Origin of the sequence: Haliea sp. E1-2-M8 (genome assembly GCF_030649675.1) — a bacterium.
Taxonomy (GTDB): Bacteria; Pseudomonadota; Gammaproteobacteria; order Pseudomonadales; family Halieaceae; genus Haliea.
The window spans coordinates 100,201-125,191 of the sequence record NZ_JAUTDR010000005.1 but is presented as its reverse complement, the minus strand read 5'-3'; the positions used below and the strand labels follow the sequence as shown (position 1 = coordinate 125,191).

The following is a 24,991-nucleotide window of genomic DNA, read 5'->3' as shown; positions in this document are numbered from 1 at the left end:
GGGCCACGGTGCTGCTCCGCCTGCGCCTGCGCTTGCGGCGGAGATCCACCCTCAGGCGGTGGATTGTTCCAGGTGCTGTTCGATCACCCGCAGAAAGTCGCGCCCATACTTGTCGCGCTTGCGTTCGCCAACGCCGCTGAGGCGGCCAAAGGCGGCAATATCGCGCGGTAGTTGAGCGCACATGTCCTGCAGGGTGCGGTCGTGGAAAATAATATAAGGCGGTATGCCCTGGGTTTCCGCCAGTGATCGGCGGCATTCGCGCAGGGCTTCCCAGAGGCCGACGTCTACCTCCTCTGGCAGGGGCTGGCGGGTCTGCTGGCGGGTCGCCTTGCGCGCAATATCCTTGCGTAGCTGCAGGGTTTCCTCGCCCTTGAGCAGGCCGCGGCACTTGTCCTGCAGGCGCAGGGCGCCAAAGCGCTCCAGGTCCGCGGTCAGGTAGCCTCCCGCCACCAGCTGCCGGAAAACCGAGCGCCACTGGTGGTTGTCCAGGGCCTTGCCGACGCCGAAGGTGGGCAGGCAGTGGTGGTCGTACTGGAAAATGCGATCGTTCTCGATGCCGCGCAGCACCTCGATCAGGTGGTTGACCCCGAACCGCTGGCCGGTGCGGTAGACCGCGCTCAGGGCCATGCGGGCTGCCTCGGTACCGTCCCAGGTGGGCACCGGTTCCAGACAGGTGTCGCAATTGCCGCAGGGCTGGGGCAGGTCATCGCCAAAGTAGTGCAGCAGGGCCTGGCGCCGGCAGGTGGTGATTTCACACAGGCCGAGCATGGCATTGAGGCGCTGCTGCTCCGCGCGTTTGTGTTCGGCGCTGCCCTCGGAATTGTCCATCATCTGGCGCAGCTTCAGTACATCCTGCAGCCCGTACACGAGCCAGGCGTCCGCGGGCAGGCCGTCGCGGCCGGCGCGGCCGGTTTCCTGGTAGTAGGCTTCTATGGTCTTGGGCAAGTCCAGGTGGGCGACGAAGCGCACATCCGGCTTGTCGATGCCCATGCCGAAGGCGATGGTGGCGACCATGATGACCGCGTCCTCGCGCAGGAAGCGCGACTGGTGGCTGCTGCGCAGGGCCGCCGGCAGGCCGGCGTGATAGGGCAGGGCGTTATAGCCCTCCTGCTGTAACCACAGCGCGGTTTCCTCCACTTTCTTGCGCGACAGGCAGTAGACGATGCCCGCGTCCCGCGGGTGTTCCGCCTTCAGGAACCGCAGCAGCTGCTGCTTCGGGTTCTGCTTCAACGCGATGCGGTAGCGGATATTGGGCCGGTCGAAGCCGGCAATGAATTTCTCCGCGCCCTCCAGGTCCAGCCGGGTGATGATTTCCTGGCGGGTACGGGCATCGGCGGTGGCGGTAAGCGCTATCCGCGGCACCGCCGGGAAGCGCTCGTGCAGCAGGCTCAGCTGCAGGTAGTCGGCGCGAAAATCGTGGCCCCATTGGGACACGCAGTGGGCTTCATCGATGGCGAACAGGGCAATGTCCGCGCGCTGCAGCAGGTCCAGCATGCGGTTCTGCACCAGGCGTTCCGGGGCGATGTAGAGCAGGTCCAGCTGGCCGTTTGCCAGGGCCTGCTCGACGGTCTGTGCGGTGGCCGAATCGAGGCTGGAATTGAGGTAGGCGGCCCTGACACCGAGCTCCCGCAGGGCATCGACCTGGTCCTGCATCAGGGCAATCAGCGGCGAGATGACAATCCCGCAGCCGGGGCGCACCAGTGCCGGCACCTGGTAGCAGAGGGATTTGCCGCCGCCGGTGGGCATCAGCACGAGCGCGTCTTCGCCGTCCACCAGCCGCTGCACCACCGCTTCCTGCAGCGGGCGAAAGGCGGGGTAGCCGAAAACGGTCTGGAGTACAGTGAGGGGAGAAGTCATGGCCGCGGAGTATACCTCAGGCGAGCTCTGAATCCGTCGATCTTGTCAGCGCAATAACGCCTCGATGAGTTCGTTGCGCAGCTCGCGGGGGTCGATAACCCGGTCGAATGCCATGGCGTCCGCCCCGGCCCAGGCGCCACTCTGCTGGGCGACCAGCGCGTCGGTGGCGTGACTGTCGGCCCCGGTGGCTGCGGCGGCGCCCAGGGCCGGGATCCCGCCCAGGCTGACGCCGGGCAGGGCCAGACTCAGCAGCTGCCGGTCCCAGGGGTTCATGCCCATGACCGAGCTGCCAAAGCCAAAGGCCTTGCGCAGGGTGACGACTACCTTGCGCCCGCGATAGTGGCGCTGGGCCCGGAACATGTTGGCCGCCGCGCGCAGGACGCCGGAACGCTCTGCGGCGGGCCCCGGCATCACTCCGGGGTTGTCGACCAGGGACACCAGCGGCAGGCCGAAACGGTGAGCGAGTTCGATAAAGTAACAGGCCTTGTCCGCGGCCTGGCGGGTAATGGCGCCCGCTTCCACCGCCGGCTGGTTGGCAATCAGCATACAGCTGCGGCCGCCGATGCGGGCGAGCGCGGCAATCAGGGTGCGGCCGTGGTCCGGCTGCAATTCCAGCAGGCTGTCCGCATCTACCAGCTCCGCCAGCACCCGGCGCATGTCGTAGGGTTGCGCCACCGCGGGGGGAATGATGTCCAGCAGGGTGTCCACCGGGCGCGGCGCGGCTGCGGCAGGATCCGCGTCAGCTGCCGCCGCATTGTCCGGCTCCGCCAGCAACTGCAGGAACCGCCGCGCCAGACTGAAGCACTCGGCTTCACTGGCGCAGCGCTGGTGGGCGACGCCGCTGTCGCGGGTGTGTATCAGGGCGGCCCCCAGCTCGTCGGCAGTGGTGTCGATGCCCATGGCAGCCTTGACCAGGGGCGGTCCGGCGCTGAATAGAGAGCTGCCCTCGGCCATGATCACCAGGTCGGCGAACATCGCGGCGAGAGCGCCGTGGCCGGCGGAGGTGCCGAGCACCACGGCCACGATCGGGGCCCGCCCCTGCAGGTCGGCGAGCAGCTGCAGGTCACCGGGGGCGTGGGGATAGCGTTCGTCCTGGTTGCTGGCCCGCTCGCCGGCGCCGTCCAGCAGTACCAGCAGCGGATAGCGCTGCTCCAGGGCCAGCCGCACCAGGCGGGCGCGCTTGGCCGTGTTGGGATGGCCAATCGAGCCACCCTGGACGGTAAAATCCTCCGCCAGAATAACGCTGATCCTGCCGTCAATGCGCACGGTGCCCGCCACCAGACCATCCGCGGGTACCCCCGGCCGGCCGGCGGGGTGCTGGCCGCCCGCCAGGGCGCCGTATTCGCGGAAGCTGTCGGGGTCGGCCAGGGCCTCAATGCGCTCCCGCGCAGTGAGTCGGCCCCGCTGGTGCTGGCGGGCAATGCGCTCCTCACCGCCCATGGCCGCTGCGGCCTCCTGGCGCGAGCGCAGTTCCTCCAACAGCGCCTCCCAGTGGTTGCGGTGCCCGGTCATGGCGGCTGGTCTAAGCCGCCGAGGATCTTTCTGCCGCCGGCGCATCCAGGCCGAAGACCGCCCAGTCCGGTTCCGCCATGCAGGCGGCGAAGCGGGCGAAGTTCCACGGCCAGCTGGAGGGGATGCCCGCGGCGTCCAGGTACCAGCTGACACAGCCACCCCGGTACCAGACCGTGTTCTTGGCCGCGGCGATGCGTTCGGTTTCGAAAGTTTCCATGGCCTCGGGGCTGGGGGCAACCTCCTTGCAGTCGCCGTTTCGCAGGCGCTCCATCAGCTGGTGTATGTAGCCCCACTGGTGCTCGGCGATGTCGATCAGCGAGAAGTTGCCCACCGGTCCGTTGGGACCATTGAGCATGAACAGATTCGGAAAGTCGGGCATGGTCACCGCCAGGTAGGCCTTGGGACGATCGGCCCAGAAGTCTTCCAGGGCCGCCCCGTTGCGCCCATTGATCGTCATCGGGCGCATGAAATGATCGGCGTGGAAACCGGTGGCGTAGACGATCGCGTCCAGCTCGTGCAGTTCCCCGTCTTCGGTACGGATCCCCTCCGGTTCGATGCGCTGGATGCCGTTGCGCACCAGCCTGCACTGTGGGTGCTGGATGGCCTGGTAGTAATCGGGGGAGAAGATCAGGCGCTTGCACAGGGGCGCGTGATCGGGCCGCAGCTGTTCCCGCAGTGCCGGATCGGTCACGGACTGCTCCAGGTTATCGAGGCAGGCCTGGCCCATGGCCCTGGCGGCATCGGATTCCATTTCGGTAATGGCCTGGGTGTAGGCCTCGACGGCGGCCATGTATTCCTCCACGTTCATCGCCTGGGCCAACACTTCCGGGTCGTGGAAGGCTGCCCGCTCCTCCTCGCTGAAGACCCCGTTTTCCACCGGCATGATCCACTGCGGGGTGCGCTGGTAATGCTCCAGCAGCGCCGCCTTGCCCGCCAGTGCGGAGACGATCTGTACCCCGGTGGAGCCGTTGCCGATAATGCCGATGCGCTTGCCTTCCAGGGCCACGCTGTGGTCCCAGCTGGCACTGTGCATCAGGTCGCCGCGGAAGGAATCCGCACCGGCGATATCCGGGTAGCGGGGATGGTGGAGGACGCCGGTGGCGGCGATGAGGATGTCGGCGCTGTCGCGATAGCCGCTGCGGAATTGCAGATGCCAGCGGCCGTCGCGGTAGTCCGCGCCGGTGGCTTCCTCGCCGAATCGGGTCAGCTTGTCGACGCCGTACTTCGCGGCGGTGCGCTCGAAATAGGCCTGGATTTCCTGGCCCGGGGGCAAGTGCCGGCTCCAGTCCGGGTTGCGTTCGAAGCTGTAGGTGTAGAAGTGGGAGGGGACGTCGCAGGTCAGGCCGGGGTAAGTGTTGTCGCGCCAGGTGCCGCCGACCCGATCGGCCTTCTCGTAGAGGGTGATGTCGGTATAGCCGTCTGCCTGCAGGCGAATGCCCGCAAGAATACCGGCCATGCCGGCGCCGAGAACGATGATGCGTGGTTGCGTGGCAGACATGGGGCTGGCTCCAGATTGTTGTGAATATGGGTGCTGTGAACAGGGCGACAGCTTACGGGACATCGGGGTTTTCTAGCATAACATTCGTGTTCAATAACAGGGCAGTAATGCTAAAATTGCCGGACCCGGAATCCAGGTGCCAAGTGCCTTGAAGCAGCAAGCTCAGCGACGTGTCCGCAGAGGGGGCGAACAGGATGCCCCCGCAACCACCAGCGCGACCTTTGCCCCGCTGGTCGAGCTGTTGCTGGCGGAACTGGAATCCTGTGGTCAGGCCGATGGCCTGCGCCAGCCGCCACTCACGCTGGCCGGATTCACCTCCTGGTACCTGGATGTCGTGCAGCGCCTGGAGGCACACCTGGCCGGCAGTGACAACCATGCGCCGATGGCGCGCGGCGAAGTTGAGCTGCTGTGCCGCTGCGCCCTGTCCGCGGCCGACCTGCGCGAGGCCATTCTGCTCTGTGAACATTTTGCCCGCATGCTGCACCCGCGTGCCGGCCGCATCCGTCTGGAAATCGCGCGGGGGCGGGCCAGTTTCCGGCTGGATTCCCTGCGCGGCCAGGCCAGCACCGCCGGCAGCCTGGTGGACATCACCGGCCTGTTTGCCTTCCTGCAATTGTTCCAGTGGCTGCTGGGGCGCGAACTGCCGCTGCGACAGGTGCGGATCGGCCCCATTCGGCGCCAGGATGTGCTGCCATTCCTGCGTCTGTTTCGCGCCCCGGTGCTCGCCGGCGGCGAGGACTATGCGCTGGATTTCGACGCGGCGGCACTGAGCCTGCCGGTAGTTCGCGCGCCCAGCGAGTTCGCTGCGTTCTTCCACAGCTTTCCCTGCGCGGTGTTCGGGGCGCGGGCCCACAGCGTGCCGGCCCAGGTCAGTGCGCTGCTGGCCGCCGCCCTGCGCCATGGGGCGCCGCTTCCGAGCCAGGTGCAACTCGCCGCGGATCTGGGCCTGCCGCTCTCCACTTTCCGCCGGCGCTTGCAGCAGGGCGGCAGCAACTATCGCAGCCTGCGGGAGGCCGCGCTGCGCAACGGGGCCTGCGCGGCCCTGAGCCAGCCTGACCGGCAGATCAGTGATATTGCCGCCAGCCTCGGTTTTGCCGATGCGGGCACTTTTCGTCGCGCGTTCGCGCAGTGGTTTGGCATGGCGCCGGGCGCCTGGCGCGAGCAGGCGCTGGCGGCCAGCTTTAAGCCCGCCGAGTGAAATAAACATTGACGGCTCGCAGAACGGCTGTATAATCTGGCCTTGCTTGAACGTTTTACACCTATTTATGTATACCATTTCGAAGTCACGCAGTTAGTACCTCGTCCCTGATTTCATAAGTAATTGCATACCTCAAGCTCTATCGCCTTCTTTGGAAGGTTCTATCTATACCTGAAATACAGGAACGTAACATGGCTACTAGCACCGGCACCGTAAAATGGTTTAACGAAACAAAAGGCTTTGGCTTCATTGAGCAAGAATCAGGCCCGGACGTATTTGCGCACTTCAGCGCGATCTCCGGCTCCGGCTTCAAGACTCTGATCGAAGGCCAGAAGGTTGAGTTCAACGTCACACAGGGCCAGAAAGGCCCGCAGGCAGAAAACATCGTCGTCGTCTAAGACGCCGCAGTTTTCTGACAAGGCCCCCCGGTGGAAACACCGCGGGGCTTTTTTTGTGCCCGCAGTTCCGGTGCCATGGTTCAACATGCTTGCCCCGCCCGTTTGCGCGGGGAGTGGCGCCTTATTAAGGTGAGGCCTCATCCGCGCCGGAGGCATCATGGCTACACTGCATCCCTTCCAATTACGCCATCCCGCTGTGCAACGCACCGCACTGAGCCACTGCTGGCGATGGGTGGTCCTGCCGCTTGCTGCGCTGTTGTTGCTGCCCCAGGCTCTGGCCGAAGGCTACAGCGAACAGCGCGCGACCTGCAGTCACCATCAACCCCTGCGGCAGCCGTTTTTTGGTGACCTCCACGTGCATACCCGTTACTCGCTGGACGCGAGTACCCAGGGCACCCGCACCTCGCCGGCGGATGCCTACCGGTTTGCCCGCGGCGAGCGTATCGGTATCCAGCCCTGGGACGATGCCGGCCAGCCTGCCCGGAGCCTGCAACTGCGCCGGCCGCTGGATTTCGCCATGGTGTCCGACCACGCCGAGCTGATCGGCGAGGTGCACATGTGCACCGATCCGGGAGTCTCCGGTTATCGCAGCTGGCAGTGCCGCTTCTATCGGGCCTGGCCCCGGGGTGCCTACTATCTGTTCAATTACATGGCCGCGATGCGCGCCTCCCACCTGGGCATGTGTGGCGACGATGCCGAGCGCTGTCTGGCGGCGGCGCTGGTGCCCTGGCAGGAGATGCAGGACGCGGCCGAGAGTCACTACGACCGCTCCAGCGACTGTGCGTTTACCACCTTTGTCGGCTACGAGTGGACCGGCGTGCAAGCGGACTCCGGTGGCAACCTGCATCGCAATGTGGTGTTTCGCAACGATACCGTGCCGGCGCTGCCGGCGAGCTACATCGATACACCGGAGGAGACGCTGCTGTGGGACGCGTTGGAGACGGCGTGTATCGATGCGGGCAGCGGCTGTGACGCCCTGGTGATTCCCCACAACTCGAATCTCAGCGCAGGTCACATGTTCAGTGAGCAATTGGCCGATGACGCTCCCGTCGATGCCGAGTATGCCCTGCGGCGTGAGCGTATGGAGCCCCTGGCGGAGATCATGCAGCACAAGGGGGCATCGGAGTGTTTCTTTGCCCCGGACATCAGCCGCGATGAGCTGTGTGCGTTCGAGCAGTTGCCGCGGGATAACATTGCCGGGTTCGGTAACCCGCCCACCCCCCGGACCGGATTCCTGCGGGAAACCTGGCAGCAGGGCCTGGCTCTGGAAGAAACGCTGGGTATCAATCCCTTCCGCTTTGGCGTTATCGCCAGTACCGACACCCACCTGGGAGCCCCGGGGGCGGTGGAGGAGGATCGTTTCCTGGGTCACGGCGGCGCCGGTGAGCCGGCCCTGAAAGCAGTACCGGCGGGTCTGCCCGACAAGCTTGAGTACAATCCCGGCGGTCTCGCCGTGGTCTGGGCCGAGGAGAATTCCCGCGATGCCCTGTTTGCCGCGATGCAGCGGCGCGAGGCCTATGGCACCAGCGGGCCGCGGATCGTCACCCGCCTGTTCGCTGGCTGGGATCTTGACCCGGAGCTGTGCGCAGCACCAGACCAGATCGAACGCGCCTATGCCAGTGCGGTACCGATGGGGTCGAAACTGGGGCCGGCACCGGAGGGCAGCGCCCTGCGCCTGCTGGTGGCGGCGCAGCAGGATGCGGGCACCGGCGACAGTCCCGGCATGCCCCTGCAGAAAATCCAGGTGATCAAGGGCTGGCTGAACGGTGAGGGCAATAACCGCGAGCAGGTGGTGGATGTCGTCGGTGACGCTGTCAGTCGCGGCAGCGTCGACCTGCAGACCTGTGCCACCGCCGGTGCCGGGCACAGCCGGCTGTGCACCGTGTGGGAAGACCCGGACTTTGATCCGGCGCAGCGCGCGTTCTATTACACCCGGGTCGTGGAGAACCCGAGCTGCCGCTGGAGCCAGCGCCAGTGCCTGGCCGGAGGCGTCGACTGCAGCCGCCCGGAGACTATCGGCAAGGGCTTCGAAGGCTGTTGCGCGGCCGAGCACCGCCCGCTGGTACAGGAGCGGGCCTGGACCTCACCGGTCTGGTATCAGCCCTAGGGCGCCCTGGGCGTGAGCCATCTCCACGTCCTGTTCTGGTTGCCTGACTGTCAGCGTTCGCCAGCGCCTGGGCGCCAGTTGTCGTGGGTGTAGAACTGCGAGTACCACTTGCGGAATTTGGCGAAGGGGCCGTCGTTGTCACACAGCAGCGGCTTCTCGAAGTACCGCTTGTGGGCCCAGATGATGCGGTCCTCTTCCATCTGCCGATAGATATCCTTGACGATGGCATCGGCGACGCCGCCCACCGGATCCTTGCCGTCGACCTTCTTCTGGATAAATGCATAGAAGGCTTTTGAATTCTCACTGTCCACCGGCGTCAGGTTGGCCATCAGCACCGTATCGCAGATGCCGCTGAAGCGCACCGTAGCCTGCCCCGGCCCGGTGCTTTTGTTGGCGATGATCCCGGTGACTTCACCCCGGGGCGTGGCCATCTTGCTGACCAGCCTCCCCGACCGGTAGACCCCATCGAACTCCATGACGTCGGGCGTGGGGATATTCTGGGTGCCGTGCACATACAGGAAGTGGGCTGCGTCGACAGCGTTCTCGCCGATTTCCTGCATATGGGTACTGATGTCCCAGGTGTGAATCTTGAAGCTGCCCCAGTCGTGGTTGTCGGCGGCGGCTTCCGGAATTTCCTCCGGTTCAAAATACGGTTCCGCGCCTTCCGGGTGGTACCACACGTAGATTACCTGGTTGAGTTCCCGCACGTGCCAGGGCCGGATCACCTGTTCACCGCGGGCGATCCTGGGCGGCAGGTTGTCGGCGTAGGGGACATCCGTGCACTGCCCCTCGCCGTTGTAGGCCCAGCCGTGGAAAGGGCAGACTATGGAGTCGCCGCGTACCTCCGAGCCGCCGCCGGCCTGGCCGCGAATGCCGTAGCCGAGGTGGGCGCCCATGTGCGGGCAGTAGGCATCGAGGACCCTGGCTTCCCCGCTCTCGGTCCGGAACAGCACCAGATCAGTGGCGAAGTAACGCAGCGGCATCGACGCGGCCACCGCGAGTTCCTGCGAGTAGGCAATCTGGAACCAGCCCAGGGGAATTGGCATGGGGATACGTTGACTCATATTGGAACACTCCCGGTAAAGGTGTCGTTACGTTGGGGTGGTTACTCTACGGCAGGCCCTGGGGCATTGGTATGGCTTGCAAATTTCTGACGAAACGTTACCGGAGTAAATAATTATACCCCGCCCGCTATTCGCCCCTGACGGGCAGCGGGCGGGCGCCAGCCGGAACCGCGGCAGTTGACCCTGTGCCCCCGGGCTGCCTAAGCTGCCGCTCTTTCTTTACAGCGTAGATTGAGGGCAGGCAGATGCGATTGCAGGGCAAGGTTGCGATAATTACCGGAGCGGGACAGGGTATCGGTGCCGCCACCGCCCTGCGCTTTGCGGAAGAGGGCGCGGCGGTGGTACTGGCAGCGCGCAGCGAAGACAAGCTTGCCGCAGTCGCGGCCACGATTGCAGCGGCGGGCGGGCGGGCCCTGGTCTGCCCTACGGACATAGCCGATGAGGACGCGGTGCGCGCCCTGGTGGCGCAGACGGTGGAAACTTTTGGGCGCCTGGACATCGTCGTCAACAATGCGGTGCTCATGGTGCCGGGCATGCTGGCCACGCACGACACCAAAGCCTGGCGCCAGAACTTCATTGTCTCTCTGGATGGCGCCATGTTCCTGATGCGCGAAGCCTATTCCCAGCTCAAGGCGAATCGCGGCGCGGTGGTGAATGTGTCCTCGGTCTGTGGCTTGCGCGGCTCTCCGGCCATGGCCGGCTACAGCGCGGCCAAGGCGGCGATGCTGGGCCTGTCGCGCAACGCGGCCATGGAGTGGGGCAAAAAGGGTATCCGGGTCAACACCGTTGTGCCGGGTGCCTTCATGACGCCCCCCACGGCGGCGGTACTGCCGGACGCTGCCTCGCGCGAGGCCACGGCAAAGTCTATTCCGATCGGCCGCATTGGCGACCCGCGGGAGTGCGCCAATGCGATCCTGTTTCTCGCCAGCGAGGAGGCGTCCTACATCACCGGTACTGAACTGGTGGTGGACGGCGGCCGGGTGGCGGAGCTGAACGCCGGCGCGGCGAGCTGGGAGTAGGGCGATGAGCGATGACAGCCTGCTGCGGCGCCTGGATCGCCTGGAGTCCCTGGACGAAATACGCCAGCTCGCAGCCAAGTATTCCCTGTCCCTGGACATGCGCGACCTGGATGCCCACGTCAACCTGTTCGCGGCGGACATTCGGGTGAGCCGGGAGAAGGTCGGCCGCAGCCATCTCAAGCGCTGGCTGGACGATACCCTGCGCCTGCAGTTTACCGGCACCTCCCACCATATCGGTAATCACATTATCGAGTTCGATGACCCGGATCACGCCCACGGGGTGGTCTACTCCAAGAACGAGCACGAAACCGGCGACCAGTGGGTGATCATGCAGATGCTGTACTGGGACAACTACGAGCGCATTGACGGGCGCTGGTATTTCCGCCGCCGCCTGCCCTGTTACTGGTACGCCACCGATCTCAACAGCCCGCCCATCGGCGAGCACAAGATGCGCTGGCCCGAGCGCGAAGCCTACGACGGTGCCTTCCACGACCTGTGGCCTTCCTGGGCGGATTTCTGGGCCAACCCGCCAACCGCGGACGAACCCGAGGTGGCCGCCCCGGCACCGCTGGAAGAGTTCCTCGCCAGCATGCGCCGCGGCGCGCCCGAGCCGCGCATCCGCGTGCGCTGAACCCCGTTACCCGATCGAGGATTACCCCTGCTATGGATCTCCTGACACCACTGGAACTCGGCGCCCTGCACTTGCGCAACCGCATTGTGATGGCCCCCATGACCCGCAGTCGCGCCGGCACCGATGCCGTACCCACCCCGTTGATGACCGAGTACTACCGCCAGCGCGCCAGTGCTGGCATGATCATCAGCGAGGGTGTCGCGCCCAGCGCCAGCGGTCTCGGCTATTGCCGCACTCCGGGCCTCTACAACGCGGCACAGGTGGCGGCCTGGGGCGAGGTCACCGCCGCGGTCCACGCCGCGGGCGGCTGCATTGTCGCGCAGATCATGCACGTGGGCCGGGTGGCCAGCCACTACAACAAGCCCGCCGGTGCGGAGACCGTGGCACCGTCCCCAATCACCGCCAAAGCGGAGATGTACACGGACCAGGCCGGCATGCAGCCCATGGACGCGCCCCGGGCGCTGGCGCTGGAGGAGATTGCCGGCGTTATCGAAGAGTACCGCCAGGCCACCGCCAATGCCCTGGCTGCCGGCTTTGACGGTGTCGAGCTGCACTGCACCAGCGGCTATCTGCCCGCCCAGTTCCTGTCTACCGGCACCAACCGGCGCACGGACGACTACGGCGGTTCGGTCGCCAATCGTGCGCGCTTTGTGCTGGAAGTGTTGCAGGCAATGGTTGCAGAGGCAGGCGCCGGCCGGGTGGGCATGCGTATCTGCCCCGACAATGGTTTCAATGACCTGACGGACGACAACCCGGAGGAGACCTTCGACTACCTGCTGGCGGAAGCAGCAAAACTGGACCTGGCCTGGTTGCACGTGATCCGCATGCCCGCGGGCCGGGTCGACAATCTGGCGCTGGGGCAGCGCTATTTCGGCGATCGTCTGATTGCCAACGAGAGTTACAAACTTGACGAGGCCGAGGGCGCGGTGGCATCCGGCGCGGTGGCGGCGGTGTCCTTCGGGCGCCCGTTTATCGCCAACCCGGACCTGGTGGAGCGCTGGCGGCAGAGCCTGCCGCTGGCGAGGTTTGACCCCTCAACTCTTTATGCGCCCGGCCCGGAGGGCTACACCAGCTACCCGACGGCTTCTGCGGAAGCCGGTGTGTAGGAGCCCGCTCCGCGGGCGATAACATCGCCGACAGAGTCGGCTCCCACAATGGTGTAGGAGCCCGCTCCGCGGGCGATGGCATCGCCGACAGAGTCGGCTCCCACAATGGTGTAGGAGCCCGCTCCGCGGGCGATAACATCGCCGACAGAGTCGGCTCCCACGTAGGAGCCCGCTCCGCGGGCGATTGCAGTGATCGGTCGTCGAACGCCGCTACCGAACCGCGCCGCCCCCATCCACGGACAGAATCTGGCCGGTGATGAAGGAGGCGCGGTCGCTGCACAGGAAGGCGACCGCCTCGGCGATTTCCTCGGGCTCGCCGAGGCGGTTCAGCACCGCCACTTTCTTCAACTGCTCGGCGACTTTCGGCTGTTCGCTGAAATACTTCTCCAGGCCCGGGGTGCGGATGACACCCGGCGACACGGCGTTGATGCGGATGCCCTGGCCGCCGTATTCCGCAGCGGAGCTTTTGGTCAGGATGTTCACTCCCCCCTTGGCAGCGGCGTAGGCCGTATTGAAGGCCTGGCCCTTGAGCGAGGCATTGGAGGAAATGTTGACGATGGCGCCGCCCCCCGCGGCCAGCATCGCGGCAATCTCGTATTTCATACAGAGCCAGGTGTTGGTCAGACACATTTCCACGGTCTGGTCGAACACGTCCCGGGTGAATTCGTGAATAGGGCCGGAACCGCGGCTCAGGGCGGCGCTGTTGCAGGCGATATCCAGCCGTCCCCAGGCGCTGACGGCCGCGGCCACCATGTCCTTCACCGAAGCTTCGTCGCTGACGTCGCCGTGGATGAACAGCGCCTCGCCGCCCAGCGCCACGATGCTGGCCGCGGTTTCCTCGCCGGACTCGGCATTGAAGTCCGCTATCAGCACCTTCGCCCCTTCGCGGGCGAAGCACTGGGCGATGGCCCGTCCTATGCCCTGGCCGGCGCCGGTGACGATGCCGATCTTGCCCTCGAGAATAGCCATGGCTTGCTCCTCTGTTTTGCGCTGTGATGTGCGGATGGTAGCGCGAATGGCGCGCCGGTTCAGGGCGTCATGGGCAACATCAACAGCCGGGTACAATATGGCAGTATGCTTGCGGGAAAGCATTCAACGCGGGGCTTGTCACCGCGGCCCGGCCTGTTGCCGCAGCGCGGCTAACGGTATGCTGGAGCTCACATGACAAGTGGAGAAAGTGAATGAATCTGCAAGATAAAGTGGCGCTGGTAACCGGTGCCGGGCAGGGAGTCGGGCAGGGCATCGCCCTGGCGTTGGCGGCCCAGGGCGCCAAGGTGGCCGTCAGCGGCCGCACCCTGGCCAAGCTGGAAGCGACGGTCGAAAAGATTCGGGAGCGTGGCGGCGAGGCGTTGCCGATTGTGTGCGAGGTGAAGTCTCCCGAGTCGCTGCAGGCCTGTGTGGACACCGTAATCAGCAACTGGGATGGCCTCAATATCCTGGTCAACAACGCCCAGGAGGTGCCGTTGGGACGTCTGCTGGAGGTTACCGATGACGCGGTGACCGCAGGCTGGGAATCCGGCCCCATGGCGACCCTGCGCCTGATGAAGCTGTGCTACCCCCATCTCAAGGGCGACGGGGTAATCATCAACCTCGGCAGCTCGGCCGCCAAACGCTGGGACATGGCGGGCTACGGCGCCTACGCGGGAGTCAAGGAAGCTATCCGCTCCCTGACCCGGGCGGCGGCCTGTGAGTGGGGTCCGGACAATATCCGCTGTAATGCCATTCTGCCCCACGCACTGTCGCCGGCCCTGGAATGGTGGCTGCAGCGTGACCCCGCAGAAGCGGAGGCGTTTTTTGCCCAGATACCCCAGCGCCGGATCGGCGATTGCGAGCAGGACATCGGCCGCTTTGTGGCCCTGCTGTGTTCCGAGGGGGCCGGTTACGTCAACGGTCAGAGCATAGCGCTGGACGGTGGTCAGGCCTTCCTCGGCTGATTCTGGCCCAGGGGCTGCGGCTCACAGATGATCAAATAGCGGCAGGGTGATTTCCATGCGTAGGCCGGGATTGGTGTTGCGGGCGGTGATCCTCCCGCCGTGCTGGACGATGGCCTGGTGGGCTATGGCCAGACCCAGACCATAGCCGCCGGTGTCCCGGGTGCGGGCGGAATCCACCCGGTAGAATTCATCGAACACCCGGGCCAGCTCGGCCGCGGGAATCCCGGGCCCCCGGTCTGCAATGGTGACCGTCAATTCGCCCGCACGCGCACTGACACTGACGCTGATCTCCGTAGCCGGCGGGCTGTAGTAAAGCGCGTTGCGCAACACGTTGTCGAAGGCCTTGCGCAGGCGCCCGCCATCGCCCAGCACCAGGGCCTGTTCGCAGGCGCACTGCAGGTGCACCCTGCGCCCGCTCTAACGACCCTCGAAACTGGCGTCGTTGCACAGGTCCTGCAGCAGGGGCACCAGGTCAATGTGTTCGTCCATGGCACAGTCTTCGCTCTGGCTGCTCAGCAGTTCCGCGATCAGTTCGTCCAGCCGCGTGGCTTCACGTTCAATCCGCTGCAGCTGCGGGGCGACTGCGGCGGGGTTCTGCTCGGCCAGCGCCAGCGCGACCCGCAGCCGGGCCAGGGGCGAGCGCAGTTCATGGGATACATCCGCAAGCAGGCGCCGCTGGACATCGATGCGCTGCTGCAGCTGGGCCGCCATGCTATTGAAGTCCCGGGCCAGATCGTCTGTTTCGTCACCGCCCCGGTCGCGTACTGCCAGCGGCACCGCGAGGTCGCCATCGGCGAGCTTGCCGGCCGCCTGCCGCAGCCCGCCCAGGCGCCGGGTCAGCACCCGCGACAGCAGGTAACACAGCAGGCCCGACACCAGCACCGCCAGCGCTGCCCGCAGCCACAGGTTGCTGCCCAGCGTGTGGGCCAGGCGTGAACGGTTGGGTTTGAACGCCAGGACCGAGCGCATGGGCCCCAGGTCGTCACGGTAAAGCTGGTGAGCCACCAGATGGCGACCAGCGTCGCGCAGGAACGCGCGTTTACCGCTCTCGTTCACCCGCGCCGCAACCGTCGCCACGTTGTCCGGTACGCGCCGCCCGAGAACATCCTCGCCGCTGGCATTGAGCAACCAGGCCCGTACCCGGTATTCCTGCTGCACGTCGGTGATGACCTGTGAGAGCTGATCAGCGGGTTCATTCTGCAGGTCGTAGAGCAGGCGCATGACAAACCGTGGCGGGCCGTCGCCCCGGCGCGTCTGGCTTTCATCCGGCAGCAGGGAGTCCAGATAGTGGCCGGCCACCAGCCAACTGGCGAGCACGGCGATGGTGACTACCCAGAAACCGAAAAAGATCTTCACGAACAGGGATGACGCCGGCATCAGTTGTGTTCCGCGGCGGACACGTTGAACTGGTAGCCCGCGCCGCGGATGCTGACAATCGGATTGTCTGCGCCGCAGGCAGCGAATTTCTTGCGGATCTTGCTGACATGGACATCGACACTGCGGTCGTAGGCCGACAACGATCGCCCCAGGGCCTGGCGACTCAGCGACTCTTTGTCCACCACACTGCCGGCGTGCGTCAACAGTGTGTTGAGGATGTTGAACTCGGCGCTGGTCAGTTCCAGGTCCCGTTCATTCCAGGAGGCACTGCGGTCAGCGCTGCTCAAGTGGGTCAGGCCCACCCGCAGGTCACCGTTCCCGGCCGGCTCCGCGCTGCGCCCACGGCGCAGGATGGCGCGCAGTCGGGCCGCAAGTTCCCGCGGGTTGCAGGGTTTGGGCAGGTAGTCGTCGGCACCCAGCTCGAGGCCGATGATGCGGTCCGTGTCCTCGCCGCGGGCAGTCAGCATAAGCACGGGAGTATCCAGCCGCTCACGCAGCTTGCGCAACACTTCGAGGCCCCACATGCCCGGGAGCATGATATCCAGGACGATGCCATCAAAATTCTCCTGCCGGCAGCGCAGCAGGGCTTCGCGCCCATCGTGACAAAGATCCACGGCAAAGCCTTCCAACTGCAGAAACTCCCGCAGCAGGGTACACAGTTCGCGGTCGTCATCAATGATCAGCAGGCGCTCGGTCATGGCAGTCAGTCGGGTTGCATCAGTTTGTAGTGTGGAGTCGTCGGGGTGGAAAAGCCATGCTCCGACAACCGACTGCTACGCTTCTTTACAGTTTTTTACCTTCCGGGGGCTCACACTTACACAGGCTTTGAGGATACTGTTTACGTGTTCAGCCAACCGGAGAAAATCCATGCAAACACCTAAATTTTCAGTTTTCCGCGCCAGCGCACTGGCGCTGGCAATAAGCGCCGCAGCTGTCGCTGGACCCGCCCTGGCCCAGCCGGGAGACGAGGCCGGTTCCGAGCGCATGCTGGGCAAGATGACCCGTCATCTGGATCTGGACGCCGAGCAGCAAACCAGCGTTGCCAAACTGATGGACGAGGCTCGCGAGGCGGGCGCCGCGGACCGTGAACGGATGCAGGAGATCAAGACGCAGCTGCGGGCCCAGGCCAACAGCTTTGACGCTGGTGTCGCCCGGGCCCTGGCGGATGAGTTGGGCCAGATAACGGCGCGCAGTACTTACCGCATGACCGCAACCCGCGCTGCAATGCACGAGCTGCTGGATGAGGAGCAGCGCAGCAAGCTGGAGGCCATGGAAGCGCAGCGCGGCGAGCACGGGCGCAAGCACGGCAAGGGCGCGGGCAAGGTCAAGGGGAAGGGTGGTCCTCAGGAGGCGGGGGACAGCGAAGCCAGTGACAGCTAGGCGCTGACAGCTCCGTCCAGCGACCCGGGTCCTGCCTTCCAGGCTGGCCCCGGGTCATTTTGCGTTGCGGCGGTGTGCCTATAAAACCTCGATCCGCAGCCCCAGCTCGGCCACCGCGGAACCCAGCGCTTCCTGCTGCTTGCGGCTGGTCACAACCGCGGTACTGGCGCTGGCCGGGTCGAGGTAGCGCTGCGTCACCCGGCGAAGATCCTCCAGGCTCACCTGCAGAATGGCGCGGCGAAAGACTTCCCGCTGCTCGTGGCTGCGGCCAAACAGACGCTGGTAGAAATGTTGTTTCGCCTCGCCGGCGGGAGAAGCGGGCTTGTCCAGACTGCTGATCACGCCCAGTACCGCTTCCTCCAGCGCGCTGGCCTCGTGTTTCGTCTCCAGCATCCAGGCGATGGCGCGGTCAAAGTCCGCCAGCGTGTCCAGCAGCCGCGGATCGCGATAGGAATAGAACCGGAATGCGGCAATGCCCGAGTCCTGACTGGCGCCGCCGCCGTAGGCCCCGCCCTGTTCGCGGATGCTCCGGTGCAGATAGCCGTTGCGCATGAAGCCGCCGAGCACGGTCAGGGCCGCCGCATCCGGGTGACCTACCGGCACAGTGGGATAAGCCCGGGCGCAGAAGTTGACCTGGGTATTGGCGATCCACAGCTCGCGGCGTGCCTCGCGCACTGGCTCTGCACTGAAGGGAGTCCCGCTCGCATCCGGGTGGGTGACGGCGCTCCAGGCTGACAGGGCCTGGCGACTGACCGCGTCGATGGCGTGTTCGTCGGCGATGGCCAGCAATCGCGGTGGCATGCCGGTGACGGAGTTGTGAATGCCCTCCAGAGTGCCGATAAAGCCCTGTACGCTGCTGTCGCTGGCCAGACTGTCGTCCAGTGTTTTCAGGGAACGGATGCCCTCCAGCCCGCCGAGCAGATGGTTGATCCGAGCCAGCGGGCTCATGCCGGCGCTGGCGGCGGTCATCGCAAGGCCGTGGCCGTTGCCGGTCACGGACTGTTCCCGGCGCGCCCGGGCCTGTGCCACCAGTTCCCGCAGGCGTCCGCTTTCATCAAAGCGGACCTGCTGCAAGTTGTCCCGCATCAGTGCGACCTGGGCCTCGCTATTGCGTGCCAGCGCCTTGGAGGCCAGGGTGAAAAACCCCTGCAGCTGCTGTTCGTCGTCCACCGCACCGCGCAGGGTGGTGGAGGCGCCGATGCTGCCGACCGTGGCGGCCTGACGATGCTGCACCGCCAGGTAGTCCTCGCTGCCGAGGCCGACCTCGGTCAGGAGCCGGGTGTAGAGGGGCAGCAGCGCGGTTGTGGCAAGATCCATTGCCGGCAGCGGGCTGACCAGTTGCTGGTACACCAGACCATTGGTGCCCTGGGTATAGGTGGTCAGGCTCAGGTCGCCCTGTTGCTGCTCGCGGTACTCCGGTTCCGGCAGGCTGGCGGGTACGTCGGCCAGAGTGACTTTCGGCAGGATGCTCATGTCACCCACCTGCTGCTGGCGCTGCTCCAGCTTCTGCGCCAGCGCTACGACTTCCTGCTTGTCTGTTGCGGTCATCTCTGTCTTGAGAGCCGCCAGGCGCTCTGCCTCGGCCACCAGGCGCCGCGCCGACAGCTCGGTGTCCGGCGTCATGACCAGGGTGACCCGGTGTGGATTATCCAGCAACAGGCGGTGCGCCAGAGCCTTGATGTACTCCGGGTCACGGATATTTTCCTGCAGCGTGGCCAGCACCGGATCCAGGTCCAGTACCGTGACCGGGTCGGCATAGTGGGTGGCAGGGCTCAGCGCCTGCAGGATCAGCTGCAGCCCGTAGGGGAAGCCGTCACCGCTGATTTCCCGCTGGTGCAATTCCAGCTGGTGCAGCACGGCCTCCAGTTGGGCCGCCGGGACTCCGTCCCGGGCCACGGTTTCGATAACGTCCAGAACCAGCGTTTCCAACGCATCGGCAGAAGCCGCTTCGCCACCTTCGATGCCGCAGCTGAAGACCATCTCGCGCTGTGAATCCTCAAGCCCGCACAGGGGTGATGGCGCCTGGCCCAGGGAGGTGGTCTCCAGCGCCTGCATCAGCGGTGAGGCGCTGTTGTCCAGCAATACGCTGGTCAGCAACTGGGCCTCGAGCAGCTGTTGCAGATCGGTGCTTTCCCCCAGCAGCCAGCCCATGACGATGTGGGTTTTGCGGCTGGTGTCACCGGAATCGTCCAGGGCATAGGGACGCTCGACGCGGCGCGGTGCGCTGTAGCGCTGCTCCAGGGGCACTTCGATGCGCTGCGGCAGGCGCTGGAAATGCTGCAGGGCCAGATCCTGGAACACAGCCTGGTGCTCGTGGGCCGGTATGTCGCCGAAGGTCATGAAGATGGCGTTGCTCGGGTGGTAGTGGCTCTGGTAGAAGGCCTTCAGCTGCGCGTAGCTCAGGTCCGGTATGTTTTTGGGGTCACCGCCGCTGTCGTAGTGGTAGGTCGTGGTCGGGAACAGATGCTCGCACAGGGTTTGCCACAGGGTGCTCGGCACCGAGCTTCTGGCGCCTTTCATTTCATTGAACACCACCCCCTTGAATACCAGATCGCTGTCGGGGTTGCCGGGCTCGGCGAACTCTACCCGATGGCCCTCCTGGGCAAAGTCCAGCGGATCCAGGCGCGAGAAGAAAACCGCGTCCAGGTAGACGTCCAGCAGGTTGGCGAAGTCCTTGCGGTTCTGGCTGGCGAATGGGTAGGCGGTCCAGTCGCTGCTGGTAAAGGCATTCATGAAGGTGTTGAGAGAGCGTCGCAGCATCATGAAGAAGGGGTCGCGAACCGGGTAGCGCTCGCTGCCGCAGAGGGCAGTGTGCTCGAGGATGTGGGCAACCCCGGTGGAGTCCGTCGGCACTGTGCGCAATGCCACCAGGAATACGTTCTCACTGCTGTCCGCTGCCAGATGGTAGTGCATGGCGCCGGTCGCCTGGTGCTCGTACTGATCTACCCGCAGTTGCAGGGACTCGATCTCGTGGCTGCGCAACAGGCGAAACGCAGCATGGCTGACGGCAGCCGGGGTGATCTGATTCATGGTCGTCCAACTTGTCTGAAATGAGCGGAGTATTCTAGCGCGATTCCGCCGGTCCTGCTGTGGCTGGCACCAACTCGATGCGGTAGAGCCAGGGCCAATTCTTGCCGGTGACCCAGAGGCTGTTGTCCTCGGGGTTGCTGGCAATCCCGTTCAGTACGTCGGTGTCTGGCTGACGTTCGGCCGGGGGGAGCAGGCCGCGCAGGTCGACGCTGGCTGACACCTCGCCGCTGGCGGGGTCGATGACGACGATGCGATCCGTTTGCCAGACGTTGGCCCAGACCTTGCCGTCAATCCACTCCAGCTCATTCAGGTGCACAACGGGCCGGCCCTGTTCGGTCACCGCGACGCTGCGCAGGTGGCGCCCGTTGTCCGGGTCGAGAAAATGCAGGTAGTGACTGCCATCGGTATAAATCAGTTCGCGGCCATTGTCGGTGAGGCCCCAGCCTTCGCCGGGGAGGGTGAAGACTGCGGCGGGGCTCAGGTCATCCCGGGTAAACACCAGCATGCGCCGGGCTCGCCAGGTCAGCTGGAACACCCTGTCGCCGAAGACCGTGAGACCCTCGGCAAACAGGCGCGGATGCAGATGCCGCTGGTCCAGCAGTTCGCCGTCCGCAAAACGGTAGCGGAGCAGACGCGACCGACCGTAGAGGCCGCTGCTCAGATAAAGCTTGCCGTCGACAATCTGCAGCCCCTGAACAAAGCTGTCGCGAGGCAGGGGTTTTTGTTCCAGCACCCGATAGCTGAATTGCTCCACCGCCATAGCGGGGCTGGCAAGTAGACAAAGCAACAACATGCAATGCGCGATTGGCTTGCTCAAATTCGGTTTCTCCCGAGATCGCGGATGATAAAGCGCGCCGGCGCCAGCGCCCGTACCAGCTCCGGTTCCAGTGGCAGCGGTTCGGCGCAGAGCTGGCTCGCCAGCAGCTCCGCCGCCAGCGGCGTCGAGGTGAGCCCCCGGGAGCCGTGGCCGGTATTCAGGTACAGCCCCGGCAGATACTTCCCCGGCAGCGGAATACCGCTGCGGGCATTGTCGCGCAGCCCGGCGTAGTCCCGCAGAAAAGCGCTGCGGTCTGGCACCGGCCCTACCAGCGGCAGGTAGTCCGGGCTGGCGCAGCGCCAGCCGGTCCTCCCCGGCAGCTCGGTGTCCGCGAGGCCCGCCAGCGCACCCGCCACAGCGGGTATTGCGGCCGCCAGTTGCTCCAGATTTTGGACCCGATCGCCGCGCCGCAGTTCCGGATCCGTGTCGCCAGGGGCAAAAGTTGCGCCGATACAGTGCCCATCCGCCGTGGCCGGGGCAAGGTAACCACTGTGACAGAGAACCGCGCGCAGCGCAGCCAGGGCCGGTAGCGGCGGTAACTGGGTGGTCTGGCCGCGGATGGGGTTGAGCGGCAGCCAGTCGAGATGGTCCAGTTCGCTACAGTGTGTTCCCGCCGCCACCACTGCCGCCGGCGCGCGGGCCAGCGTACCGGCGCTGGTCACCGCCTGCCAGGCATCGTCGGCCCACTGCAAGCGGATCGCACCACAGCCCTCATGCAGAGTGACAAGCGGATGCTGCAGCAGATGCCGGCACAGTGCGGGCGGGGACATCCAGCCGGAATTCGGGTACCAGTAACCCGCACCGGGCTGGGCGATACCCAGCAGCGTCGAGGCGCTGTCGGCCTCGAGGACCTGCGCCAGCTCGGGCAGCGGCGCCAGCAGCGGCCGCATGCGCGCCAGTTCCGCGCTGTCTGCCACCTGGTGGAAACTGCCGCAAAGCTCGCCGTCGCTGCCCGGTTGCAGGGTGCCAGCGGCAAACCCGGCGCGGTACTGCCGGCTGGCGAAGTCGAAACTGGCGAGGGCGAAATCCGTCAGCGGCGAATGGCGATGGGACAGCCGGGTGTAGAGCACGCCCTGGGGATTTCCCGAGGCCTCACCGGCCACCTGGCCGCGCTCCAGCACCGTGACCCGGATGCCCCGGCGGGCGAGGGCAGCCGCGGTGTGGCAGCCCGCAAGCCCGCCGCCAATGACCAGCACCTGCTGCGGCGTTTCCTGTCTGTGCCCGGCAAGCTCCCAGGGGGTGCCTTGCAGTGGCGGCAACGGCTGGCGACTGGTGAGTTGCCCGCACAGCTGTTCCCGCTTGTGGCCGAAGCCAGGAACCTTGCGCACCGCGAAGCCGGCTTCTGTGAGCCCGAATCGCACCGCGCGGGCCACGGTGAATGTGGCGAAGGTAGCTTCGGGGCGGCTCAGCGCCGCGACTTTGGGCCACAGCCCGGGTTGCCACATGGCAGGGTTGCGCGCGGGGGCAAAGCCGTCCAGATACCAGGCGTCCACCAGCGGCGCTCGGGCGCGGCCGAGATCCTCCAGTACCGCTTCCACGTCGCCCCACCACAGGTCCAGGAGCACCGAGCCGCCATCGAGGAGGGCGCGGTGAACCCCGGGTAGCGGCTGCGGATACTGTGCCAGCAGCTCCGCCAGCAGGGGCGCCAGTTCTGGCCAGGCGGCCCCCGCTCGGCGCAGGTCCGCGACGGCCAGGGGGTACTTTTCCAGCGCCAGATAGTGCAGTCGTCGCCCGTCGGCGGTTTTGCGCCGGGCGCGCCAGGCCTGCCAGGTGAGGAGAAAGTTGAGCCCGGTGCCGAACCCGGTTTCCGCCACGACAAACGGGTCGGCGCGATGCCGCTGCCAGCGTTCCGGCAGGCCGTTGCCGGCAAGAAACACATGGCGTCCCTCGGCCAGGCCGTTGTCGGGGGAATAATAGAAATCCGCGAAAGTGGGCGAAAAGGGGCTGCCGTCCTCTTGCCAGAGCAGCGAGGGGCCGCTCAGGGCCGGCCACGGTGTGTTGGAGCGCTGCATGTCGCCGGGCGCTAACCCGAGACGGTATAGCCGCCGTCGATGGGCAGGGTCTGCCCGGTAATCCAGCTGGCCTGGGCGCTGCTCAGAAACAGTACGGCCCCTGCCACATCCTCGGGTACGCCATGTCTGCCCAGGGGCGTGCGCGCCAGGGTGGGAGCTGACCACTCGGGGTTGGCGATGGTCGCCGAGGTCATGCGGCTCTCGCACAGGCCTACGGCCACGCAGTTGGCGCGAATACCGAGAGAACCCCATTCCATCGCCATCGCCCGGATGACACCCAGCAGGCCGGTCTTGCCGGCACCGTAGCCGGGTAGGAGTCCGATCCCGAAGTAGGAGGTCATTGAAGCGATGCCGACGACGGAGGCGCCGCCGGTAAAGTCGCTCGCCTGCAGGGCATCGCGGCAGCCCCGCGCCAGGCGGAATCCCGAGACCAGGTGAATATTGATGGCGCGGCTGAAGTTGTCCGGATCCCATTCGTCCAGGCCCAGGCTGGGAAGCGCGATCCCGGCATTGTTGACCAGCACATCCAGCTGGGTCTGCGCTCGCGCTACCTCGTTGATCTGGGCCATGTTCTCCACATCCAGCTGCAGGTAACGGAAGCCCGAGAGGTCCGCAGCGTAGTCTGCAGCGCTGGCCCGGGTGCCGGTTATGGTGACCTCGGCGCCGGCCTCCAGATAGGCCGCGGCAATGCCCGCGCCGATGCCGCTGGTGCCACCGGTCACCAGTACTTTTGCCCCGCTGAAATCAAAGTTTGCTGTATTGTTTGCCATGGTTATGCTCTTGTTGTGATTGGGTCGTCGGGGTTGTGAGTCGGGCCGCTGCGGAAGCCTAGCAGATCGCTTTCCGGGGAGCTATTGCGCCGCGGTGTCGGAGCTGGCACAGGGCCCGGCGCTGGTTTTTGCTGCGGGCAGGCAGTAGACTTGCGCCCCTTGATTGTGAGGACATTCCATGGCGCAGAACCAGAGTCAAACCATCCCCCGGGACAAGTTCCTGACTATCGCGGCCAACCTGCTGTACAAGGCTTTTCTGGAGAACAAGCGCACTGAAGCCAAGAACGTGTTCCGCGACATGGCGGCGGGCAGGTCGGTGCACCTGACCAACGTGCAGATGGAGGATCGGTCCCAGGTTCGCTTCGATATTTCCCTGGACCACACGGAGTTTCGCGGCAAGCTGAATTTTGGCGCTTTCCGCGCCAGCCTGGCAATGCTGGTCGCCCAGCTCAGCGACGCCCTGCGCGCGGACAAGGACATCAAGGTGTTTTCGAGTGAGAACAATCCGGACAATGTCATTTTCGGTCTGACCGCGGCCACCGAAGACGAGGGCGAAGTCAACGTTTTGGTGCTGGGGGTCGATTCCAGCGAGACTCGCGGCTCTATCGAATTGCGTCTGCAATACCTGGACCCGGCGCAGTTCGCACCGGAGTCCGAGGCAGCGCCTGTGCCCCCGGCAGCCTGACCCCCTGACCGCGGTCGCGCCTCAGCGGGGCACCCCTGGCCGGGCGCCCCTAGCCGGGCGCCCCTGGCCGGGCGCCCCTAGCCATGCACCTGTGGCGGTGTGATCGTCACCGTCTCCCGCTCCGCCGGCGCAATCACCTCTGCCGTACCTGTGACCACCGTTTTCCCGTGCTGGTTACTCACCTGGCAGTCGAGGGTGACCTGGCGCCGCCGCGGCTGCTTGTCCGCCACGGTCAGTTGCACGGTCAGAGTGTCGCCGACATTCACCGGCAGCCGAAACGCCAGTGACTGACCCAGGTAGATGGTGCCCGGCCCCGGCATTTGCATGGCCAGCACCGCTGAAATCAGGCCGCCGCTGAACATGCCGTGGGCGATACAGCCCCCGAACCGGGTGCTGGCAGCGTAGGCCGGGTCCAGGTGCAGCGGGTTGTGGTCACCGGAGGCGGCGGCGAACAGGCGCAGGTCTTCCATGGTTACGGTGTGGGTGCTCTCCGCCTGCTGACCGATGCTGAGTTCGTCGAAGGTATGATTGCGCACTTCAGGCATGAGGTCGTCCTGCGGGGATTGTCGGAGGCGCGATGATACCTTAGTGTAGCC

At 65.6% G+C, this 24,991-nt stretch carries 23 protein-coding genes; 9 read left to right on the top strand and 14 right to left on the bottom strand.

Annotated elements, in window-relative coordinates; all coding sequences use genetic code 11:
* Positions 1-51 precede the first annotated feature (51 nt).
* Genes recQ through Q6D67_RS05875 form a run of 3 tightly spaced genes read right to left on the bottom strand, consistent with a single transcriptional unit; the run spans position 52 to position 4,867 of the window.
* Positions 52-1,857 carry a DNA helicase RecQ gene (gene recQ, locus Q6D67_RS05885; RefSeq protein WP_304704659.1) on the bottom strand — a complete coding sequence of 602 codons (1,806 nt, stop codon included), beginning with the start codon at positions 1,855-1,857 and terminating at the stop codon, positions 52-54.
* Positions 1,858-1,902: 45 nt separating this feature from the next.
* Positions 1,903-3,369, bottom strand: a complete 1,467-nt coding sequence (locus Q6D67_RS05880) for an acyl-CoA carboxylase subunit beta (protein WP_304704658.1) — start codon at positions 3,367-3,369, stop codon at positions 1,903-1,905.
* 10 nt (positions 3,370-3,379) lie between these two features.
* Positions 3,380-4,867, bottom strand: coding sequence for an NAD(P)/FAD-dependent oxidoreductase (locus Q6D67_RS05875; RefSeq protein WP_304704657.1), 1,488 nt, complete (start codon positions 4,865-4,867; stop codon positions 3,380-3,382).
* Positions 4,868-5,015: 148 nt separating this feature from the next.
* On the opposite strand from Q6D67_RS05875, the gene Q6D67_RS05870 reads away from it, so the two are divergent.
* The 3 genes from Q6D67_RS05870 (at position 5,016) to Q6D67_RS05860 (ending at position 8,570) form a co-directional block, all read left to right on the top strand.
* Complete coding sequence (locus Q6D67_RS05870) at positions 5,016-6,065, top strand: AraC family transcriptional regulator (protein WP_304704656.1); 1,050 nt, start codon at positions 5,016-5,018, stop codon at positions 6,063-6,065.
* A 191-nt stretch (positions 6,066-6,256) separates the two neighbouring features.
* Positions 6,257-6,463, top strand: coding sequence for a cold-shock protein (locus tag Q6D67_RS05865; protein ID WP_304704655.1), 207 nt, complete (start codon positions 6,257-6,259; stop codon positions 6,461-6,463).
* Between the two features lie 157 nt (positions 6,464-6,620).
* Positions 6,621-8,570 (top strand): DUF3604 domain-containing protein, encoded by a 1,950-nt coding sequence (locus tag Q6D67_RS05860; RefSeq protein WP_304704654.1) that lies wholly within the window; start codon positions 6,621-6,623, stop codon positions 8,568-8,570.
* 50 nt (positions 8,571-8,620) lie between these two features.
* Here Q6D67_RS05860 and Q6D67_RS05855 read toward each other — a convergent pair whose 3' ends face one another.
* Entirely contained in the window at positions 8,621-9,634 is a 1,014-nt protein-coding gene (locus Q6D67_RS05855; protein WP_304704653.1) for a Rieske 2Fe-2S domain-containing protein, read from the bottom strand.
* 245 nt (positions 9,635-9,879) lie between these two features.
* On the opposite strand from Q6D67_RS05855, the gene Q6D67_RS05850 reads away from it, so the two are divergent.
* Genes Q6D67_RS05850 through Q6D67_RS05840 form a run of 3 tightly spaced genes read left to right on the top strand, consistent with a single transcriptional unit; the run spans position 9,880 to position 12,390 of the window.
* Positions 9,880-10,653: an SDR family NAD(P)-dependent oxidoreductase gene (locus Q6D67_RS05850; RefSeq protein WP_304704652.1), complete on the top strand. Its 774-nt coding sequence runs from the start codon at positions 9,880-9,882 to the stop codon at positions 10,651-10,653.
* 4 nt (positions 10,654-10,657) lie between these two features.
* Positions 10,658-11,284 carry a nuclear transport factor 2 family protein gene (locus Q6D67_RS05845; protein WP_304704651.1) on the top strand — a complete coding sequence of 209 codons (627 nt, stop codon included), beginning with the start codon at positions 10,658-10,660 and terminating at the stop codon, positions 11,282-11,284.
* Positions 11,285-11,316: 32 nt separating this feature from the next.
* The gene (locus tag Q6D67_RS05840; RefSeq protein ID WP_304704650.1) at positions 11,317-12,390 is read left to right on the top strand and encodes an alkene reductase; all 1,074 of its coding nucleotides are present in this window, start codon (positions 11,317-11,319) and stop codon (positions 12,388-12,390) included.
* Here Q6D67_RS05840 and Q6D67_RS05835 read toward each other — a convergent pair.
* Together Q6D67_RS05835 and Q6D67_RS05830 are read right to left on the bottom strand one after the other, a co-directional pair.
* On the bottom strand, positions 12,357-12,551 hold the full coding sequence (locus tag Q6D67_RS05835; RefSeq protein ID WP_304704649.1) for a hypothetical protein: 195 nt from the start codon (positions 12,549-12,551) through the stop codon (positions 12,357-12,359). The two genes, Q6D67_RS05840 and Q6D67_RS05835, sit on opposite strands and share 34 nt — an antisense overlap.
* A gap of 49 nt (positions 12,552-12,600) precedes the next feature.
* A complete protein-coding gene (locus Q6D67_RS05830; protein WP_304704648.1) occupies positions 12,601-13,359 on the bottom strand; it encodes an SDR family NAD(P)-dependent oxidoreductase in 759 nt (252 codons plus the stop codon).
* A 212-nt stretch (positions 13,360-13,571) separates the two neighbouring features.
* Here Q6D67_RS05830 and Q6D67_RS05825 point away from each other — a divergent pair, with 212 nt between their 5' ends.
* On the top strand, positions 13,572-14,324 hold the full coding sequence (locus tag Q6D67_RS05825; protein WP_304704647.1) for an SDR family NAD(P)-dependent oxidoreductase: 753 nt from the start codon (positions 13,572-13,574) through the stop codon (positions 14,322-14,324).
* Between the two features lie 21 nt (positions 14,325-14,345).
* Here the strand turns inward: Q6D67_RS05825 and Q6D67_RS05820 are convergent, their stop codons facing one another.
* Genes Q6D67_RS05820 through Q6D67_RS05810 form a run of 3 tightly spaced genes read right to left on the bottom strand, consistent with a single transcriptional unit; the run spans position 14,346 to position 16,399 of the window.
* Positions 14,346-14,729 carry a cell wall metabolism sensor histidine kinase WalK gene (locus tag Q6D67_RS05820; RefSeq protein WP_304704646.1) on the bottom strand — a complete coding sequence of 128 codons (384 nt, stop codon included), beginning with the start codon at positions 14,727-14,729 and terminating at the stop codon, positions 14,346-14,348.
* Between the two features lie 12 nt (positions 14,730-14,741).
* Positions 14,742-15,701 (bottom strand): HAMP domain-containing protein, encoded by a 960-nt coding sequence (locus tag Q6D67_RS05815; protein WP_304704645.1) that lies wholly within the window; start codon positions 15,699-15,701, stop codon positions 14,742-14,744.
* The gene (locus Q6D67_RS05810) at positions 15,701-16,399 is read right to left on the bottom strand and encodes a response regulator transcription factor (RefSeq protein WP_304704644.1); all 699 of its coding nucleotides are present in this window, start codon (positions 16,397-16,399) and stop codon (positions 15,701-15,703) included. The genes Q6D67_RS05815 and Q6D67_RS05810 overlap by 1 nt, the downstream gene beginning before the upstream one ends.
* 169 nt (positions 16,400-16,568) lie before the next feature.
* On the opposite strand from Q6D67_RS05810, the gene Q6D67_RS05805 reads away from it, so the two are divergent.
* The gene (locus tag Q6D67_RS05805; protein ID WP_304704643.1) at positions 16,569-17,081 is read left to right on the top strand and encodes a Spy/CpxP family protein refolding chaperone; all 513 of its coding nucleotides are present in this window, start codon (positions 16,569-16,571) and stop codon (positions 17,079-17,081) included.
* Between the two features lie 78 nt (positions 17,082-17,159).
* Here Q6D67_RS05805 and Q6D67_RS05800 read toward each other — a convergent pair whose 3' ends face one another.
* From Q6D67_RS05800 to Q6D67_RS05785, 4 genes are read right to left on the bottom strand one after another with little or no spacing between them, the layout of a single operon-like run.
* On the bottom strand, positions 17,160-20,111 hold the full coding sequence (locus Q6D67_RS05800) for an insulinase family protein (RefSeq protein ID WP_304704642.1): 2,952 nt from the start codon (positions 20,109-20,111) through the stop codon (positions 17,160-17,162).
* A 34-nt stretch (positions 20,112-20,145) separates the two neighbouring features.
* Positions 20,146-20,928 (bottom strand): glutaminyl-peptide cyclotransferase, encoded by a 783-nt coding sequence (locus Q6D67_RS05795; protein ID WP_304704641.1) that lies wholly within the window; start codon positions 20,926-20,928, stop codon positions 20,146-20,148.
* Positions 20,925-22,940, bottom strand: a complete 2,016-nt coding sequence (gene mnmC, locus Q6D67_RS05790; protein ID WP_304704640.1) for a bifunctional tRNA (5-methylaminomethyl-2-thiouridine)(34)-methyltransferase MnmD/FAD-dependent 5-carboxymethylaminomethyl-2-thiouridine(34) oxidoreductase MnmC — start codon at positions 22,938-22,940, stop codon at positions 20,925-20,927. The genes Q6D67_RS05795 and mnmC overlap by 4 nt, the downstream gene beginning before the upstream one ends.
* A gap of 11 nt (positions 22,941-22,951) precedes the next feature.
* A complete protein-coding gene (locus Q6D67_RS05785) occupies positions 22,952-23,710 on the bottom strand; it encodes an SDR family NAD(P)-dependent oxidoreductase (protein ID WP_304704639.1) in 759 nt (252 codons plus the stop codon).
* A gap of 178 nt (positions 23,711-23,888) precedes the next feature.
* Here Q6D67_RS05785 and Q6D67_RS05780 point away from each other — a divergent pair, with 178 nt between their 5' ends.
* Positions 23,889-24,395 (top strand): hypothetical protein, encoded by a 507-nt coding sequence (locus tag Q6D67_RS05780; protein ID WP_304704638.1) that lies wholly within the window; start codon positions 23,889-23,891, stop codon positions 24,393-24,395.
* Positions 24,396-24,472: 77 nt separating this feature from the next.
* On the opposite strand, the gene Q6D67_RS05775 is transcribed toward Q6D67_RS05780, so the two are convergent.
* A complete protein-coding gene (locus Q6D67_RS05775) occupies positions 24,473-24,940 on the bottom strand; it encodes a MaoC/PaaZ C-terminal domain-containing protein (protein WP_304704637.1) in 468 nt (155 codons plus the stop codon).
* Between the last annotated feature and the right edge of the window lie 51 nt (positions 24,941-24,991).